The sequence below is a fragment of the uncultured Stenotrophomonas sp. genome, assembly GCF_963519125.1.
Classification (GTDB): domain Bacteria; phylum Pseudomonadota; class Gammaproteobacteria; order Xanthomonadales; family Xanthomonadaceae; genus Stenotrophomonas.
This window is the reverse complement of record NZ_CAUQLJ010000001.1, coordinates 105,189-128,179: the sequence shown is the minus strand read 5'-3', so window position 1 is coordinate 128,179 and position 22,991 is coordinate 105,189. Positions and strand designations below refer to the sequence as shown.

The following is a 22,991-nucleotide window of genomic DNA, read 5'->3' as shown; positions in this document are numbered from 1 at the left end:
CCTTGTGGATCGCGTTCGCGCGACGCCAACGCTGGCGAACCGTCCCGATGTCAGGCGGTGGCCATCGCTGGCGTCGAGCAAGGTCGACTTCTACTGTCGCTGGACATGGGTGTGGACTCCGGAAGGGTGTTGCGGGGCGCACCGGTGGGCGCGGCCAGCGGGCGGGAGTCTGGACCCGTGGGCAGGCCGGGTCAACCCCTGTGGCGACTGGGGTCAGGCGCGGTTGAAGGTCGTTGACGCGGCGGGCCGCATAATGGGCCACCGGCGACAGGCCGATGATGCGATGCGCAGGTTTCCCCATGCATAGCGGTGCGCTGGTCCTGGCCCTGGTGTTGCTGCTGGCTGCGGTAATCGCCGTGCCGGTGTTCAAGAAGCTCGGGCTGGGCGCGGTGCTGGGGTATCTGGTCGCTGGCGTGGTACTCGGCCCGGACGGGCTGGGCTTCGTGCAGGATGCCGACCGTATCCTGGGCGCCGCCGAAATCGGCGTGGTCATGCTGCTGTTCGTGATCGGGCTGGAGCTTTCGCCCGCGCGCCTGAAGGTGATGCGGCGCTCGGTGTTTGGTGCGGGCACGGCGCAGGTAGCGCTGAGCGCGCTGGTGCTGGGCAGCCTGCTGATGCTGGACCACTTCCAGTGGAAAGGCGCGCTGATCGTGGGCATCGCGCTGGCGCTGTCGTCCACCGCCGTGGGCCTGCAGCTGCTGTCCGAGCACAAGGGCCTGAACACCGATTACGGGCGCTTGGGCTTTGCGATCCTGCTGTTCCAGGACCTGATCGCGATTCCGCTGCTGGCCGCCATTCCGCTGTTGGGCGGGGCCAGGAACGAGACCCTGGACTGGGGAGATGTGACGCTGGCGCTGGGTGCGCTGGCGGTGGTGATCGTGTGCGGGCGGCCGGTGCTGCGCTGGCTGTTCAGTACCGTGGCGCGCACGCGCAGCCCCGAGGTGTTCACCGCGATGGCGCTGCTGGTGGTGCTGGGCACCGCGTGGTTCATGCAGGAGGTCGGGCTCAGCCCCAGCCTCGGCGCGTTCCTGGCCGGCGTGCTGCTCTCCGATTCGGAGTTCCGCCACGAACTGGAATCGCAGATCGAACCCTTCAAGGGGCTGCTGCTCGGCCTGTTCTTCATCGCCGTGGGCATGGGCATCGACCTGGACCGGGTGATCGCCGAGCCGTGGGCGATCGCCATCGGGGTGGCGGTCCTGCTGGTGGTGAAATTCGGGCTGCTGTTCGGCATCGGCAAACTGGCGAAACTCAGTACCCGGCATGCCGTGCTGCTGGGCAGCGTGCTGTGGCTGGGCGGCGAATTCGCCTTCGTGGTGTTCAATGAGGCGCAGCGCGCCAACCTGCTCGGCAACGCCAACCACGATCGGCTGGTGGCGATCGTCGGTCTGTCGATGGCGCTGACGCCGCTGTTGATGATCCTGCTGCTGCGATTGCTCGGCAGCGAGCATGAAGCCGCGAAGGACAAGCGCCCGGCCGACACGATCGACACCGGCGGCACCGAGCCCAGCGTGATGATCGCCGGCATGGGCCGGTTCGGCCAGGTCGTGGCACGCCTGCTGACCGCGCAGAAGATTCCATTCGTGGCATTGGAAGCGAATCCGGACACGGTCTCGGACCTGCGCCGGTTCGGCAACAAGCTGTACTACGGCGATCCGACCCGGCCGGAGATCCTGCGCGCTGCCGGCAGCGAGAACGTACGGGTGTATGTGGTGACGCTGGACGACCCGGAAGCCAACATGCGCGCGACCCGCCTGATCCGGCGCATGTACCCGGACGCGGTGGTGCTGGCCCGCGCGCGCAACCGCCAGCATGCGTGGCGCTTGATGGACATGTCGGCCGAACCGTTCCGCGAGGTGTTCGGGTCGAGCCTGGACATGAGCGAGCGCCTGTTGATGGCGCTGGGGCTGTCCGAAGATACCGCGCGCAGCCATGTACGGCGCTTCCGCGAACATGACGAGAAACTGCTGCGCGATCAGTACCTGGTGTATGACGACGAGGCAGCGGTGATCCAGACCTCACGCGATGCGCGGGCAGATCTGATGCGGCTGTTCGAGGCGGATGCGGAACACGACGGCGGAACGGACAACGGAAGGGACACCGGCCGGGCAGAGCCCGGCACCACGTAGCTACCCGTTGTCGCGCAGGAACCGCGCCATCGAGGACACGCCCGGTACGCGCGGTTCGAATTCGCCGGCGACATCGATGAAACCGCGCATCACCGCGATCTCGCGCGGGCTGCGGTTGAGTGCATCGCGCACGTCCGGATCGGCACCGGCGCGCAGCAGGCGCTGCACCAGCAGCGGCAGCCCGTGCAGGGCCGCCAGGTGCAGCGGACCGAAGCCGCGCGGGTCGCGCGCTTCCAGCGATACGTCTTCATCGAGCAGGCGTTCGACTGCAGCCAGCACGACCTGTTCGTCGCAGGCGGTGCCGGGCTCGGCGCGGGCGCCCAGCAACAGCAGCAGCGGCGTCACCGAACCGGCCGCCGCCTGGTCAGGCTCGGCGCCGGACAGCAGCAGCGTGTCCAGCAGGGCCAGCAGGCGCGAGCGGTCGCGGGCGCCGAAGCCGTACAGGGCCGCGCAGTGCAGTGGACCGAGCTGCTGCGCGTCGCCGGCATGCACGTTGGCACCGGCGGTGAGCAGGCGCGCGGCGATGTCGGGCAGGCCCAGCGCCGACGCCAGCATCAGCACGGTCACCCCGCCCGGCAGTCGGTATTCGAGCTCCGCGCCAGCATCCAGCAGGGCCGAGACGATGTCGATCTGGCGCATGCTGACCGCTGCCGACAACGGCGTCGCGCCGCTGGCAGCGGCGTGCTGCGGATTGGCCCCGCGCGCCAGCAGCAGGTCGACCACCGCCAGGTGGCCACCGCCGGCGGCACGCAGCAGCGCGGTGCAGCCCTGCGCGTCGACCACGTCGATGGCGAAGCCCAGGTCGTTCAAACGGCGCACCGCGTCGGCGTCGCCAGCCATGGCGGCGCCGGGCAGGTCAGCGGCGCGCAACGCACGACCGGGCAGCGGCCACACGCGCCAGTCCAGCCAGTCGGCAAGGTCGCGGCGGCCGATCGACAGCGCCACGCCCAGCGGGGTCTGGCCGTCGGCGGCACGCGCTTCGGGCGAGGCGCCCTGCTGCACCAGCAGCTTCAGCGAGCCTTCGCGGGCCAGCGCGGTGGCCAGGTGCAGCGCGGTCATGCCATGGCTGTCGCGCGCTTCACGGTCCACGCCCAGGGTCAGCAGGGCCTGCTGCAGGCGCAGCCAGCCCAGCCGCACCGCCAGTGACAGCGGCGGGTCGCCCGCCGGCGAGGCCGCGAACGGGTCGGCACCCCGCTCAAGCAGTTCCAGCGCCAGCTGTTCAAGCCCGCGCGCGGCCTGGTCGTGCTGCGCGCAGGCCGCCAGCAGGCGCGCCAGGCCGCCGGTGCCGGCCGGCGACACGCCCCGGCGCAGCAGCACCTGGAGTGCGGGTACCGCATCGACGCCACGCGACAGCAGCGCAAACATCGGGGTGTCGCCGCAGGCATCCAGCACTTCCGGCGCGGCGCCGTGCGCCAGCAGCCATTCCACCGCATGCGGGTCCAGCGCCAGTTCGGCGTCGTGCAGCAGGCCGCCCAGTTCTTCCGGGCTGCACAGCCGCGCCAGTGTGGCCATGCCGTCGACATTGCCGAAGCCCAGCGCTTCGCGCAGCAGGTCCAGTGGCGGGCGGTCCGGGAGGATCGGGGTAGAAGCGTCGGCGTCACCCTCGGCGGCGCTGGCCAGCCCGTCGCTCACTGCTGCCGGCAGCGGATAGCTGCGGTCCAGCAGCGACACGATGGTCCAGCGACCGGCCGCGGCGGCGATGTCCACGGCGCGGCGGCCCTGCGGGTCCGGCACATCCGCGGCAATGCCGAGGTCAAGCAGGCGGCGCACCAGCAGCGGCGACACGGTGTCGGCCATGCAGGCCAGCAGCACCGCATTGCGGCCTTCCACGTCCACGGCGTGCAGGTCGGGCTTGTGCGGCAGCAGGTGTTCGACCACGGCGGCGCGACCGGCACGCGCCGCTTCCAGCCACGGCGTGCGTGACAGCGCATCGCGCGATTCAAGGTTGGCGCCGGCGGCCAGCAGGACCTCGATGATGTCCACGTGCCCGGCCAGGGCGGCTTCATGCAGCGCGCTGCGGCGCTGGCGGTCGCGCGCGTCGGCGCGAGCCTTGTGCTTGAGCAGCAGCTGCACGCCGGCGGTATCGTCTTCTTCGGTGCCGGCCGCGGCCAGCAGCACCGGGGTGCCCTCGGCCGGTTCGGTACGCGCACCCCGCTCCAGCAGGAAGCGCGCCAGGCGCCAGTTGCCGACCTGGCAGGCCACCGCCAGCGGCGACCAGCCGTCGTTGTTGAGCGCGTCCACTTCGGCGGCGGCGTCGCGCAGCAGCGCGGCCACGCCGGGGTCGGAACTGCGCGCGGCATGGTGCAGGGGGGTGTTGCCGTCGCTGTCGACCGCACGCGAATCGGCACCGTTGGCGAGCAGGGTCATCACCGCTTCGGGGCGGCCATGCCAGCTGTCGCGGGTGGCCGCCAGCAGCGGGGTCATGCCGCGGTGCGGGGTGTTGACGCCGACGCCGCGCGCGATCAGTTCGCGCAGCAGGCGCAGATCCGGCAGCACCGCCGCCAGCACCACCAGGCTGCGCTGGTCGCGCCAGTTCGGGTCGGGCAGGCCGTGCGGATCGGCACCTGCGGCCAGCAGCTGCAGGGCGCGGTCGACCCGGCCGCTGCGTGCAGCCTCATACAGGGCGGGCAGGCGTTCGTGCTGGCCCAGCGGCTCCAGCGGCTGGGTCGCATCGTCCTCGTGCGCGGCGGCGGCGAAGGCGGCGGACGCCGGCTGCAGCACGCTGCGCGCCGGCAGCGGGTCGGCGGGTGCGACACGCTGCAGCGCGAAGTGGGCCAGCGGCGAACCGATCAGCACCAGCAACGCGCATGGCCAGCGCAGGCTGTCGGCCAGCAGGCCGGGCCACGCCGGCACCACCACCAGCGCGCACAGCGCCACCACCAGGCCGGCCACGATCAGCCCGCGCCAGGCGCTCAGGTCACGCGTCGCCAGGCTGCGCCAATGCCGCGCCAGGCTACCGTCGCTGCGTTCGATTTCGTTCCAGAGTGGCCAGGTGCGCCACACGCCCAGCAGCGCGGCGCTGACCGCCACGCTCAGGCCGAGTACGGCGGCGAGACTGCCGCTGTCGTGCAGTGCGGCCAGCGGCCAGGACACCAGCAGCGCAAACAGCGCCGGACCCAGCGCCCACAAGGCGCCCAGCGCCGGCAGGTCCTGCCGGCCCAGCTGCGGCAACGCAGGTACCGCGCGGCTGCGCCGCCACCACGACACGCCCAGCGCGAACGCCGGCTGCGCCAGCGCCGCACCCAATGCCGCCGGCACGCCACCCAGCACCACGGCCAGCGACAACAGGCTGCCGACGGCAACGGCAATGGCGGCAGCGCGGGTGCGCAGGGCGTCAGTCATCGCGGGTCATCGCGGCGCGGCACGCGCACCGGCGGTACCGGCGGCGGAGGCATCTGCAGGTGGAAACCGCGTTCGGCGAGGTTGACGCGCACCTGGTCAACGTCGGCCAGGGCGAGGCGACGGTCGGGGGTCAGGGCGACTTCCAGCACGAATGCGAACGGCGCCAGCGTGGCTTTCAACGCATCGGGGATGGCATCGAAGGCGTCGCGGGCGGCGAGGTAGACGTAGGTGTCCTGCTTGCGTTGGCTTTTGTAGACGTAGGCTTGCATTGCCCGCGGGGCGGTGGCCCTGGGAATAGATACGTCGATTGTGTCGGAAACCACGCAAGTCCGATAGGTATCTGCCGCGTGGGGCGCCGGTTTTCAGGCGCGGGGCAGATTCAGGTTCATCAATGTGGCGGGGTTGTTCAGGTAAAGCGGCCCCGCCCTTCCAAAGGAAGGACGGGGCAATGCCATCCGACCAAGGTATGTCCGACGTCCTGTCGGCCACCCTCCGGGCCGTCGCTTCGCGACGTTGAGAACGGCTCCTGCCGTTCTCTTCGGCTGCTACCCGTGAAATAACGCGTCGCGTTATTTCACTTTTGCGTAGGTCCCCTTCAGGGCGACGCCCGCAAGGATGGCGCCGGCGTAGCACTCGTAGTTGCTGCTGCTCTTGAACTCGTTCTTCTTGTAGTAGCTGACGATGTCGACCACGGCGTTGGCGCCGCGCGACTTGGCGCCGTCCTGCAGCGCGCGCAGCGCCGACAGTGCGACCCAGCGGCAGGCCTCGGCATCGCTCTTGTTGGCGGCGTTGGTCTTCTTGTTGGTCACGTCTTCGCCCAGGCGCTGCTGGACGTTGACCTTTTCGCCGGCCAGGTAGAAGCGCACGCTGCCGTCGATACCGGCGGCCTTGGCTTCGGGGGATTCGATCAGGCTGCGCAGCGACTGCTCGACACGGGTTTCACGGGCGTGGGCGGTGCTGGCGACGGTGAGCAGGGCGGCAGCGGCAAACAGGGCAAAACGACGCATTCAACTTTCTCCTTGTTGTAAGTCGGGTGGTACTCAGTCCTGCCAGCGACGGAAGATCAACGAGGTGTTGATGCCGCCGAAGGCGAAGTTGTTGCTCATCACGTACTCAGGCTGCATGAGGCGGCCTTCGCCCCGGATGAAATCCAGCGCGCCGCAGCGCGGGTCGACCTCGTGCAGGTTCAGGGTCGGGGCGAACCAGCCTTCCCGCATCATTTCGATGGTGACCCAGGCTTCGAACGCGCCGCAGGCGCCGAGCATGTGGCCGACGTAGCTCTTCAGCGAACTGATCGGCATGCCCGCGCCAAACACCTGGGCGGTGGCCTGGGTTTCGGCGATGTCGCCATGCTCGGTGGCGGTGCCGTGCGCGTTGACGTAGCCGATCTGGCCTGGCTCCAGGCCGGCGTCTTCCAGCGCCAGGCGCATGGCCTGGGCCATGGTGTCGGCAGTGGGCTGGGTGACGTGCTGGCCGTCGCTGTTGGTGCCATAGCCGACCACTTCGGCCAGGATGGTGGCGCCGCGCGCCTGCGCATGCTCCAGCTCTTCCAGGATGAGGGTGCCGGCACCCTCGCCCAGCACCAGGCCATCGCGGTGCGCGTCGAACGGGCTGGGCGTGGTCTGCGGTGCATCGTTGCGCACGCTGGTTGCGAACAATGTGTCGAACACCGCCGCCGCGGTGGCGTCGAGCTGTTCGGCGCCGCCGGTGACCATCACCGTCTGCTTGCCACTGCGAATCGCTTCATAGCCCGAGCCCACGCCCTGGCTGCCCGAGGTGCAGGCGCTGGAGGTGGTGTAGACCCGTCCGGACAAGCCGAAGAACACGCCGATGTTCACCGGCGAGGTGTGGCTCATCATCTTCAGGTAGGTGGTGGCGCTGATGCCTTCGGTGGTGTGGTCATGCAGCATGCGGCCGAATTCGGCGGTGGCTTCATGACTGCCCGAGGAGGAGCCGTAGGCGACCCCGGCCAGGCCGCTGCGCAGCACCGGGTGTCCCAGCAGGCCGGCCGCTTCGAGCGCCAGCTCGGTGGCGCGCACCGACATCACCGCGACCCTGCCCATGCTGCGGGTGGTCTTGCGGTTGTAGTTGGAAGGCAGTTCGTAGTCTTCGGCCGGCGCGGCCAGGCGCGTGTTCAGGCCATCGAAGACTTCCCAGCCGGGGATGTAGCGCACCGCGTTGCGTTGTTCATGCAGGCGCGCACGGATGCTCGGCCAGTCGTTGCCGAGCGGGCTGATCGCAGCGGCACCGGTGACCACGACACGACGTTCGGGGCGGGCCATCAGACCATCCCCCCGTTGACCGAAATCACCTGCCGGGTGATGTACCCGGCCGACTCGGAGAGCAGGAACGACACCGCGTGCGCGACTTCGTCCGGCTGGCCCATGCGCCCGGCGGGAATGAGTTTGAGCGCGTGGTCGAGCACTTCCTGGTTGACCATCTCGGTCTCGATCAGGCCCGGCGCCACGCAGTTGACGGTGATCGCACGGCTGGCAAGTTCCAGTGCCAACGCCTTGGTGGCGCCGATGATGCCGGCCTTGGCCGCGCTGTAGTTGGTCTGCCCGCGGTTGCCGACCAGCCCCGAGACCGAGGACAGGGTAACGATGCGGCCCGGCTTGCGCCGCCGCACCATCGGCATCACCAGCGGGTGCAGCACGTTGTAGAAGCTGTCCAGGTTGGTATGCACGACCGCGTCCCAGTCCTCCGCGGTCATGGCCGGGAACGCGCCATCACGGGCGATGCCGGCGTTGCAGACCACGCCGTAATAGGTGCCATGCGCCTCGATGTCGGCTTCCAGCGCGGTACGCGCGGCATCGCGGTCGGACACGTCGAACATCAACACGCGGGCCTGCCGGCCCAGTGCCTGGATCTGCGCGACCACGTCCTGCGCTTCCTCGATGCGACTGCGGCAATGCACCACCACGTCGAAGCCGTCGCGCGCGATACGCAGCGCCACGGCGCGGCCGATGCCCCGGCTGGCGCCGGTCACCAGCACGGTCTGATTCCCTGTCATGCCTCTCCACTCTCCAGATAGGCCATCGCATCGCGTGGTTCGAACACCGATACGTTGGCGACCGCCAATTCAACATCACCTGCCAGGATCCGGCAGGCGAACATGCCCAGCCCATTTTCGCCCATCAGCTCGCACTGTGCCTCCACCCGCAGGCAGGTGCCCGGCGTGAAGGCCGGCTGGTGGGCGGTGTAGCGCCGGGTGCCGAGCAGGAACCCGATCGAGGGTTCACGCCCTTCGGCGCGGGCCCGACACCCGGCCCAGGCCGCAATCGCCTGCGCCATGTACTCCACGCCGACCCAGGCCGGCACGCCGTCGGGGCTGGAGAACAGGCCCTGTGCGGGCACGTCCACCTCGACCACGATGGATTCCGGCTGCCAGTCGATTACACGGTCGACCAGGCGCAGGCTGGCGCGGTGCGGCAGCACGCTTTCGATATCGGCAGGCAGCTGCATGCTCAACCCCGTGCCAGCGCCAGCACGGCATTGCTGCCGCCGAACGCGAACGAATGGCTGAGCACGTGCTGCAGCGGTTGTGCCGCGCGCGTGCCCGGAGCGACCAGGGTCAGCGCCGGCAATGCATCGTCGGCCTCGCCGTCCCACCAGTGCGTGGGCAGGCGCTGATCGGGGTTGTCGGCCAGGGTCATCCAGCACAGCGCCGCTTCGATCGCGCCGGAGGCGCCCAGGGTGTGCCCGGTCAGCGGCTTGGTCGAACTGGCCGGCACCGCAGTGCCCAGCACCTGTGCCACCGCCACGCTCTCCATGGCATCGTTGTGCCCGGTGGCGGTGCCATGCAGGTTCACGTAGTCGACCTGCTGCGGTGCCAGCCCGGCGCGGTCCAGCGCCTGCTGCATGGCGTCGATGGCGCCGCGCGCCTGCGGGTCGGGGGCGGACATGTGGTGCGCATCGGAGGACTCACCCCAGCCGGAAAGGCGCACCGGACCGGTTTCGCGCGTCATCAGGAACAGCGCGGCGCCTTCACCGATGTTGATGCCGTTGCGGTGCCGCGAGAACGGGTTGCAGCGCGCGGCCGACACCGACTCCAGCGCGCTGAAGCCGGCCACGGTGAAGCGGCACAGCGAGTCGGCGCCGCCGGCGACGACCGCGTCGACCACACCGGCACGCAGCAGCCGCGCCGCCGACATCAACGCCTTGGCGCTGGAGGAACAGGCGGTGGAAATGGTCCAGGCTGGGCCGCCGCTGCCGATGCGCTCGCGCACGAAGCGCGCCGAGGTCCCCATTTCCTGCTGCGCGTAGTGGAAGTCGTCCGGCCAGCGGCCTTCGTCTGCCTGCATGCGCAGGGCGCTTTCCGACTCGCCGATCCCCGAGGTGCTGGTGCCGATGATGACCGCCACGCGGTCGGCTCCGTACTGCCTGATCGCCGCGTCCACGGCCGGGCGGATCTGCAGCAGCGCGCTTTCCAGCAGCGCGTTGTTGCGCCCGCGCAGCGCCACCGGCAGCGCGGACAGGTCCGGCAGCGGGTCGGCCACTTCGCCCAGCGCAAGGATGCGCCCGGGGATCATGCGGTCGTTGTCGCGCAGGCCGCCGGGCTGGTCGGCGAACAGGCCGTCGCGCACCTGCGCGCGTCCATTGCCCAATGCGCAGGTGATGCCCAGCTCATTCAGATATACCGCCGTACTGCTCACGATCCTGCCTGTCCCATGTCCAACGATTCGATCACCAGTTCATAGCCTTCGGCGAGGTTGCGCAGGCGCACGCGCCCATCGTCCAGCGGCTCCAGCACCAGCCACGCCTTGCCGTCCTGCTCCAGGCGACGCGTCCCACCGTCCTCGACCAGGGTCCATCCGGACGGCAATGCCGCCCGGATGGCATCGGCCGGCCACAGCGCGAACTGAAGGTCGTCCAGCACGCGTTCGCCGCGCACCTGCGGCGGCAGCCACGGTGCGCGGGTCTGTTCCAGGGCATGCCCGTCCCAGACCATGCGCACACCGGTCTGGCCCATGGCCTGCACCGCCAGCCTGACCTGTTCGCCATCGGCTTCAAGCAGCGCGTCCAGCTCGCGTTCGTGACTGCCGAAGCGGAACTGCAGGCGCTGCTGCAGCTGCAGCGGCTGCGCCAGTGCCGAGGGCGGCAACTGCAGGATGGGCAGCTGCACCAGCGGCGCGGGCATGCGGGTGCTGGCACAGGCGGCCAGCAGCAGGCTCAACAGCAGGGTCAGGATCAGGCGCTGCACAGTTCCTCCAGCACCCGCAGGCGCCGGCCGCTGTCATCGGCCACGTACGGGTTGTTGGTATCCCAGGCGTACCCGGCCAGGATCGAGGAAATCATGCGACGGATCTCGGGCTGCTGGTCGGGATGGTAGATGATCTTCTGGAAGCCACCGGCGTACCACGCTTCGACGAAGCGGCGGAAGGTCTTCACGCCGGCGCGCAGCGGAATCGCGAACTCGCGCTCCCAGTCCACCTGTTCACCGGCATGGCGGCGGGCCAGGCAGTCGCTGGCCAGCTGCGCCGACTTGAAGGCGATGGTCACGCCGGAGGAGAACACCGGGTCGAGGAACTCGCCGGCATTGCCCAGCAGCGCGTAGCCCTCGCCCCACAGCGAGCTGACGTTGGCCGAGTAGCCGGTGATGGTGCGCACCGGCAGCACCGCCCACTCCGCGTCCTTGAGCAGGCGGGTCAGGTTGGGATCTTCGCCGACGATGGCCTGCAGCTTCTCCAGGTCGGTGCCGGTGTACTTCTCGAAGAAGCTCGGCTCGGCGACCACGCCCAGCGAACAGCAGCCGTTGGAGAACGGAATCGTCCAGTACCACACGTCCACATGTTCGGGATGGGTGGTGATCAGGATCTTGTTGCGGTCGAAGCCCGCATCGGCCGGGATGTTGTCGCGCACGTGGCAGAAGATCGCACCGCGCACCGGGAAGTTCGACGGCGACTCGAGCTTCAACTGACGCGGCAGCAGCCGCGCGAAACCACTCGCGTCGAGGATGAAGCCGGCTTCGATGGTGTACTCGCTGCCGTCCGGGCGGCGCACCTGTACCCGTGCCGGGCTGCCCGGTTCGACCGAGAGCACTTCATCGCCGAATCGCAGGGTGGTGCCCATGCGCTCGGCGCCGCGCGCGAGCACGTCGTCGAAGTTGGCGCGCTGCACCTGGTAGGTCGTGCCCCAACCGGGCGAGAACTTGTCGCGGAAGTCGAACTCGGTCGTGCGTTCGCCACGCACGAAGGCCGCGCCGTTCTTGTACTGGAAGCCCGCTTCCACCACGTCCTGCAGCAGGCCGGCCGCTTCGATGTACTCCATGCTCTGCGGCAGCAGGCTCTCGCCGATGGAAAAGCGCGGGAACTGCTGGCGCTCCAGCATCAACACCTGGCGGCCCTGCTGGCGCAGCATCGCGGCGGCGACGGATCCGGCCGGACCGGCGCCGATCACCAGGATTTCTGTGGTTTCCAGTGCTGCGTTCATCGATGCATCCTTGATCAAGACAAGTGGGGTCCGGCGCGGTCGCTCAGTGCGGTGCGTCGTGCGGTGGAGGACGGAACAGGGGCGATATCAGCCAGACCAGGCCGATACCGAACAGCAGGGTGAGCCCGAACGCGCGCAGCGCCGGGGTGGCCGACAGGCCGAGCAGGCCGAACGACAACCAGGTGCTGGCTGCGCCCACGCAGACCGCCAGCCATGCGCTGGCGTCGCCACGGTGTTCGACCAGGAAGATGCCGTAGTCGATGCCCATGCCCAGCAGCAGCATCAGCGCGAGTACGTTGAACAGCTGCAGCGGCTGGCCGAACAGGCCGAGCAGGCCCAGGGTGAGCGCGCCGGCGGCCAGGGTCGGGGCGAACACGCGCCAGGCCTGGCCACGGTAGCGCCAGTACAGCACCGCGAACACCAGCACGATGCCGACCAGCAGCAGCGCGCTCATCAGCTTGCGGTAGTGCTTGAGCAGTGCGGAGAAGTCGGCGGTACGGTCGACCCAGCGCACACCCTCGATGCCGGTGGCCTGCGCTTCCAGCAAGCTCAGCGCGTCGGCGCGCGACAGGTCATCCACCATCACCACCGAGGCCATGCCCTGCCCTACTTCCCCCAGCCACAGGTGGCGGAACGGCATCGATGCGGGCGAGGCGAGGAACGCGTCGGCCTGCAGGTCCTGCGCGGCATAGTCGGGGCGCTGCAGGGTTTCGCCAACGGTTTCGCCGACGGCGGCCAGCACCTGCGGTTCCACCCGCGCGGTCAGCGCGGCATCGGCGTGCTGGCGCTGCACCGACGGCAGCCACTCGCTGAGCGCGCGGTAGCCGCCGATCTGTTTCTCCGCCGACAGTACGCGCAGGCGCGCGACCAGCGCTTCCTCGCGCTCCAGCACCTGTTCGGCGCTGTCGCCCTGCACCAGGTAGAACTGCGCCGGGCTGGGCATGCCCAGCATCTGGCTGATGCGGATCTGCTGGTTGATCAGCGCCATCGGCGAGGACTGCAGGCTGCGCAGGTCGTCGTTGGGCTGCAGGCGCAGCATGCCCACGGCCGAGACCACCACCACCGCGCCAAGGAACAGCGCCACCGGACGGCGTCCGTGCAGGCGCGGCCAGCGCTCCAGGGTGGCGCCGAGCCAGCGCGCGAAGCGGGTGCTGCGGATCTCGCCGCCATCCAGCCACGGGAACCAGAAGATCACGGTGAGGAAGGCGGCGGCCAGGCCGACCACCGAGAACAGCGCCATCTGGCGCAGACCCGGGAATGGGGCCAGGCCCAGCGCCAGGTAAGCCAGCGCGCTGGTCAGCAGCGCCAGCCACAACCCGGGCAGCAGGTGCCGCAGCAGCTTCCAGCGGCGGTCGGCCGGCTCGGCCTGGCGCGAGGCGAACCAGTGGATGCCGTAGTCCTCGGCCACGCCGACCAGTGAGGCACCGAACACCAGGGTCAGCACATGGACCTTGCCGAACACCAGCACGGTCACCGCCAGCGCCACGCCGCAGCCGATCAACAGCGACGCGGCGACCAGCAGGATCGGGCGCAGCGACCGGAACGCCAGCCACACCAGCAGCAGCACCGCCGCCAGCGAGCCCCAGCCGATCGTGTTGATTTCGCGGTTGGCCTGGACCGCCGCCGCTTCGGCATGCAACGGCACGCCGGCGCGCAGTACTTCAAGGCCGGGGGCCTGTCTGCTGGCCGCTGCGGTGGCGGCATCGAGCAGCAGGTCGATATGGCGTTCGCCGTCGAGCTGGAAGGCCGAGCCGGTGGTTTCGTACTGCACGACCGACCAGTGTTTCCCGTCGGCTTCGAGCAGGCCGTCATCGCCCATGCGCAGGCCGGAGCCGAGTGCGCGTTCCTGCCACCACTGCGGCCACAACGACAGCGGGTCCTGTCGCCATTCGGTCAGGCGCGGTGCGCCCATCGGGCCGTACAAGGCAGCGAGCGCGGATTCGGAAAGGCCTTCCGGCGATTCGTCCTGCAGGCGCTGGCGCTGCGCGTCGGTGAGCAGGCGGTCGCGGTAAGGCGCGTAGAACGCACGCGCCTGGTCGAACCAGCCTTCAATCGACCCGGCCTCCCGTAGAGCGGGGCTCTGCCCCGCTTCCGTCAGCGCTCCGGAGATCGCTTCGCGGAACGCCTGCTCGGCCGCCTTGGTCTGCGCGGCGTCGGCGCTGCCGAGCAGAACTACGACTTGGCGGGCATTGGCATCGGCGATGCGGCGGGTGACGTCGGAGAGCAGGCGGTCGTGCGCGTCCTGCGGCAACAGCGCCAGGATGTCAGTGTCGATCCGCGCCTCCTGCTGCCACAGCTGCCACTGCTGCACCCCCAGGCCCACCAGCACCAGCAGCCACGCCACCGCCAGCCAGCGCCAGGCGCGCTGCAACCGACCGTTTTCACGCCACGCCCCGTTCAACTGCTCATTCAAACCGGCGGCCCTCGTCGGCGCTCAGCTGTGCCGGGGTTTCGCTCAGGCCAGCGAAATGGATGCGGGTGACGTCCTGGTTGGCTTCGGTGATCTGCACCTCGCGCACGTAGCGGTCGCCGCTCAGGCTGAGCGCGCTGAACACCTTGGCCAGCATCGCCGAGCGCGGGGTCAGCTGCATGCGCCAGCCGTTGTCCGGCAGTGCCTCGACCTTGACCACGAACTGCGCCGACAGTGCCTGTGCGTCGCCGCTCATCAGCGCGAACATGATCGCGTTGACCGAGCGCATCGCCGGCTGCTGCCGCGCGTCGAGCTCGACGCGGGTGCTGCCATCGCGCTGGCGGCTGAGGATGCGGTCGGCAGTGACCACCACTTCAGAAGGGAAGGGCTTGAGCGTGGTCCAGATCACGCCGTGCTGGCGCGCGACCACGAACCGGCCCTGCGAGCGCAGTGGGTTCTTGAAGCCGCTGACCTGTTTTTCCTGGCTGAACTGGCCACGCAGCACGTCGGGCCGCGCCACCGCCTGGGTGATCGCATCGACGGCGGGGTCGGCCGCCTGTACACGCGGTACGGCCGCCAGCAGCAGCGCGCACAGCAGCACGCTCGAAACACGGGCAAGCATCGTCACGGCGCAGGCACTCCCAGGCGTTCCCACAGTACCGGCGGGCACTGGTACAGCATTTCCTTGCTGGCCGCGTCCACCGCGACCTGGATGGTCATCGCGCGGGTCAGCACCTGGCCGCTTTCCGCATCGAGAATCTCGTACTCGATCTTCAGCCGGTTCTCCCATTCCGCGATGCGCGCGATCACGCGCAGGGCCTGGTTGAACAGCAGCGGGCGCACATATTTCACCCGTGCATCGACCACCGGCCACAGGTAGCCCGATTCGAGCATCTGCGGGTAGTCGTAGTCGTAGCGCCCGAGCAACGCGCAGCGCGCGATCTCGAAGTACTTGAAGTAGTTGCCATGCCAGACCACGTTCATCGGGTCGCAGTCATGGAAGGCGGGGGTCAACGCAATATCGCCAACCCGTTCAATGGCCTCATTCACCGGCATACAGCTCCCAACGTTGCGCGCGGATCTCCACCAGCAGTTCCCGCAGTTCGCGATCCAGCGCGCGGTCTTCTTCAATCAGGGCGATGCGCTGCCCCAGGTCGGCGTACATGTCGGCCAGACTGCCATGCAGCTGCGCGTTCAGGCCAACCCGTTCGCGCAGCGCCAGGCCCTGGCGGGCGGCGATCAGCATCGCCGCCACCACCTGTTCGGTCAGTTCGATCACCCGCAGGCAGTCGCGCGCGGCGATGGTGCCCATGCTGACCTTGTCCTGGTTGTGGCATTCGGTCGAGCGCGAGAACACCGAGGCCGGCATGGTCTGCTTGAGCGCTTCGGCGGTCCACGCCGAGACGCTGATCTGCAGGGCCTTCAGGCCATGGTTGATCGGCGCGCGCTCACCGGTGGATGCCGACAGGTTGGCGGGCAGGCCGTGGTTGTAGCGCGCGTCCACCACCAGCGCCAGCTGGCGGTCGAGCAGGTCGGCCAGGTTGGCGATGGTGTTCTTCAGCGCATCCATCGCGAAGGCGATATGACCGCCATAGAAGTGGCCACCGTGCAGGATGCGCTCGCCGTCGGCGTCGATCAGCGGGTTGTCGTTGGCGCTGTTGAGTTCGGTTTCGATCAGCTGGCGCAGGAACGGCAGCGCGTCCTGCACCACGCCGATCACGTGCGGCGCGCAACGCAGCGAGTAGCGGTCCTGCAGGCGCTGTTCGTTGCGCGGCGGGCGGTCGCTGTGCAGGTCGTCGCGCAGGCGCGCGGCGATCTGCATCTGGCCCGGGTGCGGCTTGGCCGCGAACAGCATCTCGTCGAAATGGTGCGCGTTGCCGTCGCTGGCCAGCACGTTGAACGCGGTCAGGCGGGTGGCGAGCCGGGTGAGGTAATCGGCGCGTTCGTAGGCCAGGCAGGCCAGCGCGGTCATCACCGCGGTGCCGTTCATGATCGCCAGGCCTTCCTTGGGACGCAACCGCAACGGCGCCATGCCGATCTCGGCCAACACGTCGGCGGCCGGGCGACGCGTGCCCTGGTACATCACCTCGCGCTCGCCACACAGCACGGCGGCCACGTACGACAGCGGGGTGAGGTCGCCGCTGGCACCGACCGAGCCTTCGGCCGGAATCAGCGGCAGTACGTCGTGGCGCAGCAGCGTAGCCAGGCCCTGCAGCAGCGGATGGCTGACCCCGGACATGCCACGCACCAGCGAGGCCAGGCGCGCGGCGATCACTGCGCGGGTTTCCTGCTCGTCCAGGAAGCGGCCCAGGCCACAGCCGTGGTAGGTGAACAGATGGTGCGGCAGCTCGGCCACCAGCGCCGGCGGAATGTTCACCGTGCAGGAGTCGCCGTAGCCGGTGGTCACGCCGTAGATGACGCCGTCTTCGCGCAGCAGGCGGTCGAGGAAGTCGGCGCCGCGCTGGATCCGCGCGGTGAACGCCGGATCGTCGGTGACGACCGCGTCGGCCTGGCGCTGCGACAGCGCGACCACGTCTTCGATGGTCAGCGGCGCGTCGCCGAAGCGGACGGTGCGTGCCGGGGTGGAGCCTGCATTACGAGCCATGAGATGCCTGATCCCAGAAGGGGAAGAAGTTGAACCAGTCCAAGGGTGCTTCGGTAACCTGGAGTTCCAGCCACCGGGCGAAGTGTTCGGCCTGCGCGGTCAGCGCGGCATCGCGCGAACCGCGCGGCAGCACGATGCGGTCGCTGAAATGCTCGAAGCGCACGCGGTAGCCGTCGCCTTCATGCAGGCAGGCCATGGTGTACACCGGGCAGGCCAGCGCCGCGGCCAGCACATAGGCGCCGATCGGGAACTGCGCGGTGTGGCCCAGAAACGGTGCCGGCACGGTACGGCCGCCGCGCAGCGGCACGCGGTCGCCGACGATCGCGACGAAGCCGCCGGCCTGCACGCGACGCTGCAGTTCCACGGCGGTGGCCGGGCCCATGTCGGTGACCTGCAGCAGTTCGACCGACGCCAGCGGATCCAGCCGCTGCATCAGACGGTTGAAACGCTGCGCGTGCGCGGTATGCACCAGCACGGTGATGTGGAAGCCCGGCACCTGCTCGGCCAGCACCTGGCACAGCTCCAGGCAGCCGATGTGCGCGGTGAGGATCAATCCGCCCTCGCGGCGCGCGATCTTCTCCAGCATCAGGTCGCGTTGCAGGTGGATGCGCCCGGGCGGGTAGCGCCCGCCGAGGCCGAGCAGCTTGTCCAGCATCGTGTCGGCGAACAGCGCGAAATGTTTCAGGCTGGTCCAGTAGCCGGGGGTGCCACCGAACACGCCGGTGTGCGCCTGCAGGCGCTGCAGGTACTGCAGCGAGGCGCGCCGCGCCACGCGGTTGCCCAGCCAGTGGCACAGCACGACCGGGTACACGCACAGGCGGAACGGCCAGCGCCCGAACCAGCGGTGCACCCAGCACAGGAACAGCACGCCGGCGGCCGACGTGCTTTCGCCCAGGTCGGCCCAGTGCGGGGCGTGGGTCGGTGCCGGCGCGTTCATGCCGCGCGCGCTCGCTTGCGCCGACGCCACAGCAGGCGCGGTGCGCGCCCGAGCATGCCGAAGAACAGGCGGGTGTGCATCCGGCTGATGCGCACGTTGTCGCGCCACACGTCGAAATGCGAAACACCGTCGCTGGGATAGGTCACCCGGGTCGGCACGCTGATCACCTGCACCTCGCGCCAGAACAGCCGCACCAGGATCTCGCTGTCGAAGTCCATGCGCCGACCAATCGTTTCCTCGCCCACCAGCCGCATCACCGGCGCCAGTGGATAGACCCGGAACCCACACATCGAATCGCGGATCTGCAACGACAGCGTGTTGATCCACACCCAGATATGCGTGGCATAGCGGCCATACAGGCGCGCCTTGGGCACGCTTTCGTCATACGCCGGCGTACCGCAGATCACCGCATGCGGGTGCTGCATGGCCAGCGCCTGGAAGCGCGGAATGTCGCCCGGGTCGTGCTGGCCGTCGGCGTCGATCTGCAGCACGTGGCTGTAGCCGCGCCGCGCCGCTTCGGCGAATCCAGCCAGCATGGCGCCACCCTTGCCCTGGTTGCATGCAAGGCGAAGCAATGAAACCTGCTCCGGCTGCGCGTCGGCCAGCGCCTGCAGCGTCGCCGCGCAGGCAGCGTGCGAGCCGTCATCGACCAGCAGGCACGGCAGGCCGCTGGCAAGCACGCCCTGCACCACCGCGCCGATGGCGTGTTCGTGGTCGTAGACCGGAATCACCACCAGCGTGGCGTCACGCATCGCCGAACACCACGCGGCCACTGGCATGCACGCCGTGGTCGGAGACATAGCGGAAACTGAGTACGGACTTCAGCGCGTCCCAGCCCAGGGTGAGCTGCAACCGATCGCCCGGCCGTGCCACGTGCTGGAACTTCAGCGCATCCATGCGTTCGAAGCGCGGCGGCATCGCGAACGCTTCGCGTGCGTAATGGATCGCCCAGTCGAGCTGGACCACGCCGGGAAGGATCTTCGCCTGCGGGAAGTGACCGTCGAAAGCGACCAGGTCCGGCTCCAGCGGCAGCACCAGCAACGCGGCGTCGGCGTCGCGCTGCTGCCACTGCGCGGTGGGCAGCAGCGGCCGGAACAGTGCCGCCAGTGCGGCGGCGGTGGTCTTGCCCTGCGCGTTGAACGGCAGTTCGTCGACGAAACGCCAGCGCCGTGGCCGGGTGACCGCGTCATGGCTCTGCGCCAGGTGCGACCCGAGCTGCTGGCCGAGCTGGCGACGCTGCGCGTCACGCCACTGCGCCACATCGGCGGCGCGCGGCACCACCACGGCGGCGAGCTGCTCGCGCGCGCCCGGCAGCACCAGCACGCGCACGTCCTGCACCTGCGGATGCGCGCGCAGCTGCTGCTCCAGCGCGTCGAGCGAGACCCGGCGTTCTTCGATCTTGACAATGCGGTCGGCGCGCCCGAGCAGGCGGAAGCTCTGCCCGGCGTCGGCCTCGACGCGGTCCTGGGTCTGCCACCAGGCGCTGTCGGCCAGGTGCGGCGACGAGACCGCCAGGCAGCCGTCGTCGATGCGCCACGCCACGCCCGGCAGCGGGTGCCACTGCGGCGCATCGGCACTCCAGCGGCGCCACGCGATGCCGCCGGTTTCGCTGCTGCCGAAGACTTCGGTGGGCGCCACGCCGAGCAGGGCGCGCACCTGCAGGGCGGCTTCGCTGGGCAGCGGCCCCCCGGAGGAGAACACCGCGCGCAGGCGGCCGTTCAACGCCGACCAGTCCAGCTGTTCGGGCAACCGCTTGAGGTGGGCGGGCGTCGCCACCAGCACCGAGGGCTGTTCGGCCAGCGCGCTGACCAGGTCTTCGTGGAAGAACCGGCGCGGCTGGATCGGGCGCCCGGCGGCGAGCGGCCACAGCACGCGGAACAGCAGGCCGTAGATGTGCTGGTGCGACACCGTACCGTGCACCTGCGCGCCGTCGAGCTGTTCGCCGAAGGCAGCCTGCAGCGCGTCGACTTCGCGGGTGAGCTGGCGCAGGACCTTGCCGATGGCGCTCGGGGTGCCGGTGCTGCCCGAGGTGAACACGACCAGTTCCAGTGCATCTTCGTCCAGCGCGTCGAGCGGGCTGTCCGGGTCAATGTCGGCGTGCGGCTGCAGCGGCGCGTAGCGGTCCGGCACATCGCCGGCGAACCCGTCCACGCGCGGGGCCAGGCCTTCCAGCGTGGCCGGCAGGTTGTCACCGCCCAGGAATACGCGCTTGCCCGCATGCCACGCGCCCAGCAGGGCGGCGGCGAACGCCAGGGTGTCGTCGAAGTACAGCGCCCAGTCGCGGCCCGGCGCGGCGGCGAACGCCTGCTGCCAGCCCAGCACCCGGGTGCGGAACTCCGCATGCGTCACGCTGCGGTCGTCGGCGTCGAGGCCAACGATGCGGTCGGGCTGCGGCACCCGAGCCAGCCGGTCCAGCGCAATCCACTCAGCCATGCGCGTGCGCCGCCTTCACCCGCCGCCGCACCAGCCACTCACCTGCAAACAAGGTACCCATCATCACGTACGCCAACAGTCCGTTGTAAAGCGCCCAGACCTGGTTGGAGGCCCAGAACGCCGTGACCAGGGCCAAGGCCCCGTTGAGAACGAAAAAGCCGCACCACACCTGGGTGACGCGGCGGGTATAGATCACCGCGAACGGCGGCAGGTCCGGCTCGGTCAGCCGCGCCAGCCGCTCCACCGCGCTGGGCGGGAAGCGCAGGCTGGTGGCGAAGATGACCAGCATCACCGCGTTGACCAGTGCGGGGTACAGCTTGAGCGGCAGCGCCTGGTTGAACGCCGTGGCGAGCAGGGCCAGCAGGCCGGCGCCGACCGCAGCGGCCCACCACACCGGCTGGCGGGTGGTCAGCGCGCGCAGGGCCGCCAGCGCGAACAGCAGCAGCGCCATCCAGCGCGGCTCGAAGCGGCCGAGCGACAGGTACACCACCAGCGGGTACGCCAGCGACAGCACTGCAAACGCCGCGACCCGCACCCGGACCATGGTCGACCTTCAGCGGCGGCCGTCAGGCGGCCGCTTGCCCGGGCAGCAGGCCATGCACGACATCGACGATGTCCTGCACGGTGCGCACCGACTTGAACGCTTCAGGTTGCAGGTTGCGGCCCAGCAGCGGCTTGAGCTGCACGATCAGGTCGACTGCGTCGATGCTGTCGATGTCCAGATCGTCGTACAGGCGGCCTGCGGGGTGATGCGCACCGGTTCGATCTCAAAGCTGTCCTTGAGGATCCTGACGATGCGATCGAAAAGTTCATTCTTGGTCATGACAAATCCTGACGCGCCGTTACGACGGCTGGCGTGCGGCGACGAATTCGCTCAGTGCACGCACGCTGGAAAAATGGCGACGGGTTTCTTCCGAATCGGCGGACAGGCTGACACCGTACTTTTTCTGCAGGGCCAAACCAAGCTCAAGCGCGTCGATCGAATCCAGGCCCAGGCCCTCGACGAACAGGGGCGCCTCGGCATCGATGTCGTCTGGAGCGATGTCTTCCAATGAAAGCGATGAAATGATCAATTCCTTGATCTCGTGCTCAAGTGCCTGCACGGCTTGGTTCTCCAGCGAAGTCAAAGTAGTGGGCAAGGTGATCGGTCACACGCCGGGCCGCCAAGGCATCCCCCCTGGGCGTGTCGTCTGCCCCGGTCAGGAACGGGGCAATCGGGAGATCTTCCCCGACTTCCAGCTGAACGTGAAAACGACGTGATGGCACACGATACCATTTCTGGCCCTTGGTCAGCGTGAGCGGGGTGCAGGTGATCCGCACCGGGGTGATGTCCAGCCGCCCCCGAACCGCAATGTTGGCGGCCCCCCGTTGCAGGCGCAGCGGCTGGCCCGGCTCGGTCCGGGTGCCCTCCGGGAAGATCACCAGGTTGCCCCCGGCATGGACGGCGGCGATGCAGTCGTCGACCAGCCCGGCGCCGTCGCTATTGGACACATAGCCTGCGGCACGGACCGGTCCGCGCATGAACGGGTTGCGCGCGACAGCATGCTTGACCACGCAGTCGGCGTTGGGCAGCAGCGACACCAGCAGCACCACGTCGATCAGGGTCGGGTGGTTGGCCAGGATCAGCAGGCCGTTGCGCTGCAGGCGTTCGCGCCCCCGGATCTCATAGGTCATCACGCCCAGCCACTGCATCAGGGCGACGTGGCTGGCGAAACTGAATTGGACCAACCGGCGCGCCAGCACGCGTCGGCGCGCGGCCGGCAGCAGGAACAGCAAGGGCAGCAGCCCGCCCAGGACCAGCCCGCCGACCCCGAAGGCCGCGAAACTGATCCCCGTGCCCAACACGCGCCAGGCGCGGTCGAGGCGGGCGGGCCAGCGCTCAGTCACGGCGCTGCCAGGTCCACTGCTGGCCGTCGGCCTGCAGCTGCAGGCGCGTGTCGGCGGAAAGCAGGAAGCGCAGGGCCTCCAGGCTGTGCGGCAGGACCCCTGCCGGGCCGTCCGGCGCCCCGTTGTCCGGGGCATCGCGGCCCCAGCCCAGCGACAGCCGGGTACCGGGTACCTCGGCCCGGGCCAGCCGCCAGCACCAGGCGAAGAACGGGTCGGGTTCGTCGGCAAACCCCGCGTACACCGTCGGCAACGGCGACTCATAGGCGATCACGCGCACTTCCGGGGCGCCGTCGGCGAGCAGGCCGAAGGCCTCCATGCAGGCTGTCTCCACCGTGCCGCGCCCACCGGCCACGGCCAGGTAGTTGCCGCGCTGCCCGCGTGCGATGGAGTACAGCGCGGCCACTGCGTTATGCACCGACAGGCCGAACCCGGTGGGCGACATGGGGGCGTCCTGGCGCAGGGTGTCCAGCAGTTCCATCGAACGCGCCACGTCGCCATGGCGCGACGCGAACACGAGGGGTACCTGGCCGGCGTCGTCAGGTTGCTCGCACCAGCATGCCGCCTGGATGGCCATGCGGCCCAGGCGCTCGATGCGACGGCGCTGCATGGCCGGCACCTCCGGCAGCGCCGGCGTGTCAGACCCTTCGGGCAGGGTCGGCGCCTGCGCCCATGCCTGCCACTGCGATTTCGTGGTCAGGCCCGGTGCCCAGGCCGACCAATCCACTACTGAGAACTCGATCATTCACGCCAACATGGTTGTCCAGCGTGTCTGGGCACGCCGCGAAAGGAGCGCACGCTATCATGCCACCCTCGGCACTG

Annotated in this window: 23 protein-coding genes; 1 reads left to right on the top strand and 22 read right to left on the bottom strand. The window is 69.4% G+C overall.

Annotated features, from left to right (window positions below; genetic code table 11):
- The first annotated feature begins 299 nt into the window (after positions 1–299).
- Positions 300–2,126, top strand: coding sequence for a monovalent cation:proton antiporter-2 (CPA2) family protein (locus RYM47_RS00480; RefSeq protein ID WP_315385332.1), 1,827 nt, complete (start codon positions 300–302; stop codon positions 2,124–2,126).
- Here the strand turns inward: RYM47_RS00480 and RYM47_RS00475 are convergent, their stop codons facing one another.
- The 22 genes from RYM47_RS00475 to RYM47_RS00370 all read right to left on the bottom strand — a co-directional run bounded on the left by RYM47_RS00475 (position 2,127) and on the right by RYM47_RS00370 (position 22,914).
- Positions 2,127–5,468, bottom strand: coding sequence for an ankyrin repeat domain-containing protein (locus RYM47_RS00475; RefSeq protein ID WP_315385331.1), 3,342 nt, complete (start codon positions 5,466–5,468; stop codon positions 2,127–2,129). It abuts the gene before it with no gap.
- Positions 5,465–5,737, bottom strand: coding sequence for a YcgL domain-containing protein (locus tag RYM47_RS00470; protein ID WP_315385330.1), 273 nt, complete (start codon positions 5,735–5,737; stop codon positions 5,465–5,467). The genes RYM47_RS00475 and RYM47_RS00470 overlap by 4 nt, the downstream gene beginning before the upstream one ends.
- 300 nt (positions 5,738–6,037) lie before the next feature.
- Complete coding sequence (locus RYM47_RS00465; RefSeq protein ID WP_315385329.1) at positions 6,038–6,475, bottom strand: excinuclease ATPase subunit; 438 nt, start codon at positions 6,473–6,475, stop codon at positions 6,038–6,040.
- Between the two features lie 33 nt (positions 6,476–6,508).
- Positions 6,509–7,750, bottom strand: coding sequence for a beta-ketoacyl-ACP synthase (locus tag RYM47_RS00460; RefSeq protein ID WP_315385328.1), 1,242 nt, complete (start codon positions 7,748–7,750; stop codon positions 6,509–6,511).
- Entirely contained in the window at positions 7,750–8,481 is a 732-nt protein-coding gene (fabG, locus tag RYM47_RS00455) for a 3-oxoacyl-ACP reductase FabG (protein WP_315385327.1), read from the bottom strand. Before fabG ends, RYM47_RS00460 begins: the two co-directional genes overlap by 1 nt.
- Positions 8,478–8,933 (bottom strand): hotdog family protein, encoded by a 456-nt coding sequence (locus tag RYM47_RS00450; protein WP_315385326.1) that lies wholly within the window; start codon positions 8,931–8,933, stop codon positions 8,478–8,480. The genes fabG and RYM47_RS00450 overlap by 4 nt, the downstream gene beginning before the upstream one ends.
- Positions 8,934–8,935: 2 nt before the next feature.
- Positions 8,936–10,123 (bottom strand): beta-ketoacyl-[acyl-carrier-protein] synthase family protein, encoded by a 1,188-nt coding sequence (locus RYM47_RS00445; protein WP_315385324.1) that lies wholly within the window; start codon positions 10,121–10,123, stop codon positions 8,936–8,938.
- On the bottom strand, positions 10,120–10,671 hold the full coding sequence (locus tag RYM47_RS00440; RefSeq protein ID WP_315385323.1) for a DUF3261 domain-containing protein: 552 nt from the start codon (positions 10,669–10,671) through the stop codon (positions 10,120–10,122). Before RYM47_RS00440 ends, RYM47_RS00445 begins: the two co-directional genes overlap by 4 nt.
- A complete protein-coding gene (locus RYM47_RS00435) occupies positions 10,659–11,900 on the bottom strand; it encodes an NAD(P)/FAD-dependent oxidoreductase (RefSeq protein ID WP_315385322.1) in 1,242 nt (413 codons plus the stop codon). The genes RYM47_RS00440 and RYM47_RS00435 overlap by 13 nt, the downstream gene beginning before the upstream one ends.
- A 43-nt stretch (positions 11,901–11,943) precedes the next feature.
- A complete protein-coding gene (locus RYM47_RS00430; RefSeq protein WP_315385321.1) occupies positions 11,944–14,313 on the bottom strand; it encodes an MMPL family transporter in 2,370 nt (789 codons plus the stop codon).
- Entirely contained in the window at positions 14,306–14,932 is a 627-nt protein-coding gene (locus tag RYM47_RS00425; protein WP_315385589.1) for an outer membrane lipoprotein carrier protein LolA, read from the bottom strand. Before RYM47_RS00425 ends, RYM47_RS00430 begins: the two co-directional genes overlap by 8 nt.
- Positions 14,933–14,934: 2 nt before the next feature.
- On the bottom strand, positions 14,935–15,366 hold the full coding sequence (locus tag RYM47_RS00420; RefSeq protein ID WP_315385320.1) for an acyl-CoA thioesterase: 432 nt from the start codon (positions 15,364–15,366) through the stop codon (positions 14,935–14,937).
- Entirely contained in the window at positions 15,353–16,915 is a 1,563-nt protein-coding gene (locus tag RYM47_RS00415; RefSeq protein ID WP_315385319.1) for an aromatic amino acid ammonia-lyase, read from the bottom strand. Before RYM47_RS00415 ends, RYM47_RS00420 begins: the two co-directional genes overlap by 14 nt.
- Positions 16,905–17,852, bottom strand: a complete 948-nt coding sequence (locus tag RYM47_RS00410) for an acyltransferase (RefSeq protein WP_315385318.1) — start codon at positions 17,850–17,852, stop codon at positions 16,905–16,907. The genes RYM47_RS00415 and RYM47_RS00410 overlap by 11 nt, the downstream gene beginning before the upstream one ends.
- Entirely contained in the window at positions 17,849–18,604 is a 756-nt protein-coding gene (locus tag RYM47_RS00405; protein ID WP_315385317.1) for a glycosyltransferase family 2 protein, read from the bottom strand. The genes RYM47_RS00410 and RYM47_RS00405 overlap by 4 nt, the downstream gene beginning before the upstream one ends.
- A complete protein-coding gene (locus RYM47_RS00400; protein WP_315385316.1) occupies positions 18,597–20,285 on the bottom strand; it encodes an AMP-binding protein in 1,689 nt (562 codons plus the stop codon). The genes RYM47_RS00405 and RYM47_RS00400 overlap by 8 nt, the downstream gene beginning before the upstream one ends.
- Complete coding sequence (locus tag RYM47_RS00395) at positions 20,278–20,829, bottom strand: hypothetical protein (protein ID WP_315385314.1); 552 nt, start codon at positions 20,827–20,829, stop codon at positions 20,278–20,280. The genes RYM47_RS00400 and RYM47_RS00395 overlap by 8 nt, the downstream gene beginning before the upstream one ends.
- Positions 20,830–20,851: 22 nt before the next feature.
- On the bottom strand, positions 20,852–20,971 hold the full coding sequence (locus RYM47_RS00390; protein ID WP_315385312.1) for a hypothetical protein: 120 nt from the start codon (positions 20,969–20,971) through the stop codon (positions 20,852–20,854).
- A gap of 2 nt (positions 20,972–20,973) precedes the next feature.
- Entirely contained in the window at positions 20,974–21,108 is a 135-nt protein-coding gene (locus RYM47_RS00385; RefSeq protein ID WP_315385310.1) for a hypothetical protein, read from the bottom strand.
- A gap of 19 nt (positions 21,109–21,127) precedes the next feature.
- Positions 21,128–21,388 (bottom strand): phosphopantetheine-binding protein, encoded by a 261-nt coding sequence (locus RYM47_RS00380; RefSeq protein ID WP_102946212.1) that lies wholly within the window; start codon positions 21,386–21,388, stop codon positions 21,128–21,130.
- Positions 21,375–22,172, bottom strand: coding sequence for a lysophospholipid acyltransferase family protein (locus tag RYM47_RS00375; RefSeq protein ID WP_315385307.1), 798 nt, complete (start codon positions 22,170–22,172; stop codon positions 21,375–21,377). The genes RYM47_RS00380 and RYM47_RS00375 overlap by 14 nt, the downstream gene beginning before the upstream one ends.
- A complete protein-coding gene (locus tag RYM47_RS00370; protein ID WP_315385306.1) occupies positions 22,165–22,914 on the bottom strand; it encodes a beta-ketoacyl synthase chain length factor in 750 nt (249 codons plus the stop codon). Before RYM47_RS00370 ends, RYM47_RS00375 begins: the two co-directional genes overlap by 8 nt.
- Between the last annotated feature and the right edge of the window lie 77 nt (positions 22,915–22,991).

Bases quoted from the DNA above. Each gene is read 5' to 3' on its own strand.
- RYM47_RS00480 (WP_315385332.1), top strand. From the start codon at position 300: ATGCATAGCGGTGCGCTGGTCCTGGCCCTGGTGTTGCTGCTGGCTGCG.
- RYM47_RS00475 (WP_315385331.1), bottom strand. From the start codon at position 5,468: ATGACTGACGCCCTGCGCACCCGCGCTGCCGCCATTGCCGTTGCCGTC.
- RYM47_RS00470 (WP_315385330.1), bottom strand. From the start codon at position 5,737: ATGCAAGCCTACGTCTACAAAAGCCAACGCAAGCAGGACACCTACGTC.
- RYM47_RS00465 (WP_315385329.1), bottom strand. From the start codon at position 6,475: ATGCGTCGTTTTGCCCTGTTTGCCGCTGCCGCCCTGCTCACCGTCGCC.
- RYM47_RS00460 (WP_315385328.1), bottom strand. From the start codon at position 7,750: ATGGCCCGCCCCGAACGTCGTGTCGTGGTCACCGGTGCCGCTGCGATC.
- fabG (WP_315385327.1), bottom strand. From the start codon at position 8,481: ATGACAGGGAATCAGACCGTGCTGGTGACCGGCGCCAGCCGGGGCATC.
- RYM47_RS00450 (WP_315385326.1), bottom strand. From the start codon at position 8,933: ATGCAGCTGCCTGCCGATATCGAAAGCGTGCTGCCGCACCGCGCCAGC.
- RYM47_RS00435 (WP_315385322.1), bottom strand. From the start codon at position 11,900: ATGAACGCAGCACTGGAAACCACAGAAATCCTGGTGATCGGCGCCGGT.
- RYM47_RS00425 (WP_315385589.1), bottom strand. From the start codon at position 14,932: ATGCTTGCCCGTGTTTCGAGCGTGCTGCTGTGCGCGCTGCTGCTGGCG.
- RYM47_RS00420 (WP_315385320.1), bottom strand. From the start codon at position 15,366: ATGCCGGTGAATGAGGCCATTGAACGGGTTGGCGATATTGCGTTGACC.
- RYM47_RS00415 (WP_315385319.1), bottom strand. From the start codon at position 16,915: ATGGCTCGTAATGCAGGCTCCACCCCGGCACGCACCGTCCGCTTCGGC.
- RYM47_RS00410 (WP_315385318.1), bottom strand. From the start codon at position 17,852: ATGAACGCGCCGGCACCGACCCACGCCCCGCACTGGGCCGACCTGGGC.
- RYM47_RS00405 (WP_315385317.1), bottom strand. From the start codon at position 18,604: ATGCGTGACGCCACGCTGGTGGTGATTCCGGTCTACGACCACGAACAC.
- RYM47_RS00400 (WP_315385316.1), bottom strand. From the start codon at position 20,285: ATGGCTGAGTGGATTGCGCTGGACCGGCTGGCTCGGGTGCCGCAGCCC.
- RYM47_RS00395 (WP_315385314.1), bottom strand. From the start codon at position 20,829: ATGGTCCGGGTGCGGGTCGCGGCGTTTGCAGTGCTGTCGCTGGCGTAC.
- RYM47_RS00385 (WP_315385310.1), bottom strand. From the start codon at position 21,108: ATGACCAAGAATGAACTTTTCGATCGCATCGTCAGGATCCTCAAGGAC.
- RYM47_RS00370 (WP_315385306.1), bottom strand. From the start codon at position 22,914: ATGATCGAGTTCTCAGTAGTGGATTGGTCGGCCTGGGCACCGGGCCTG.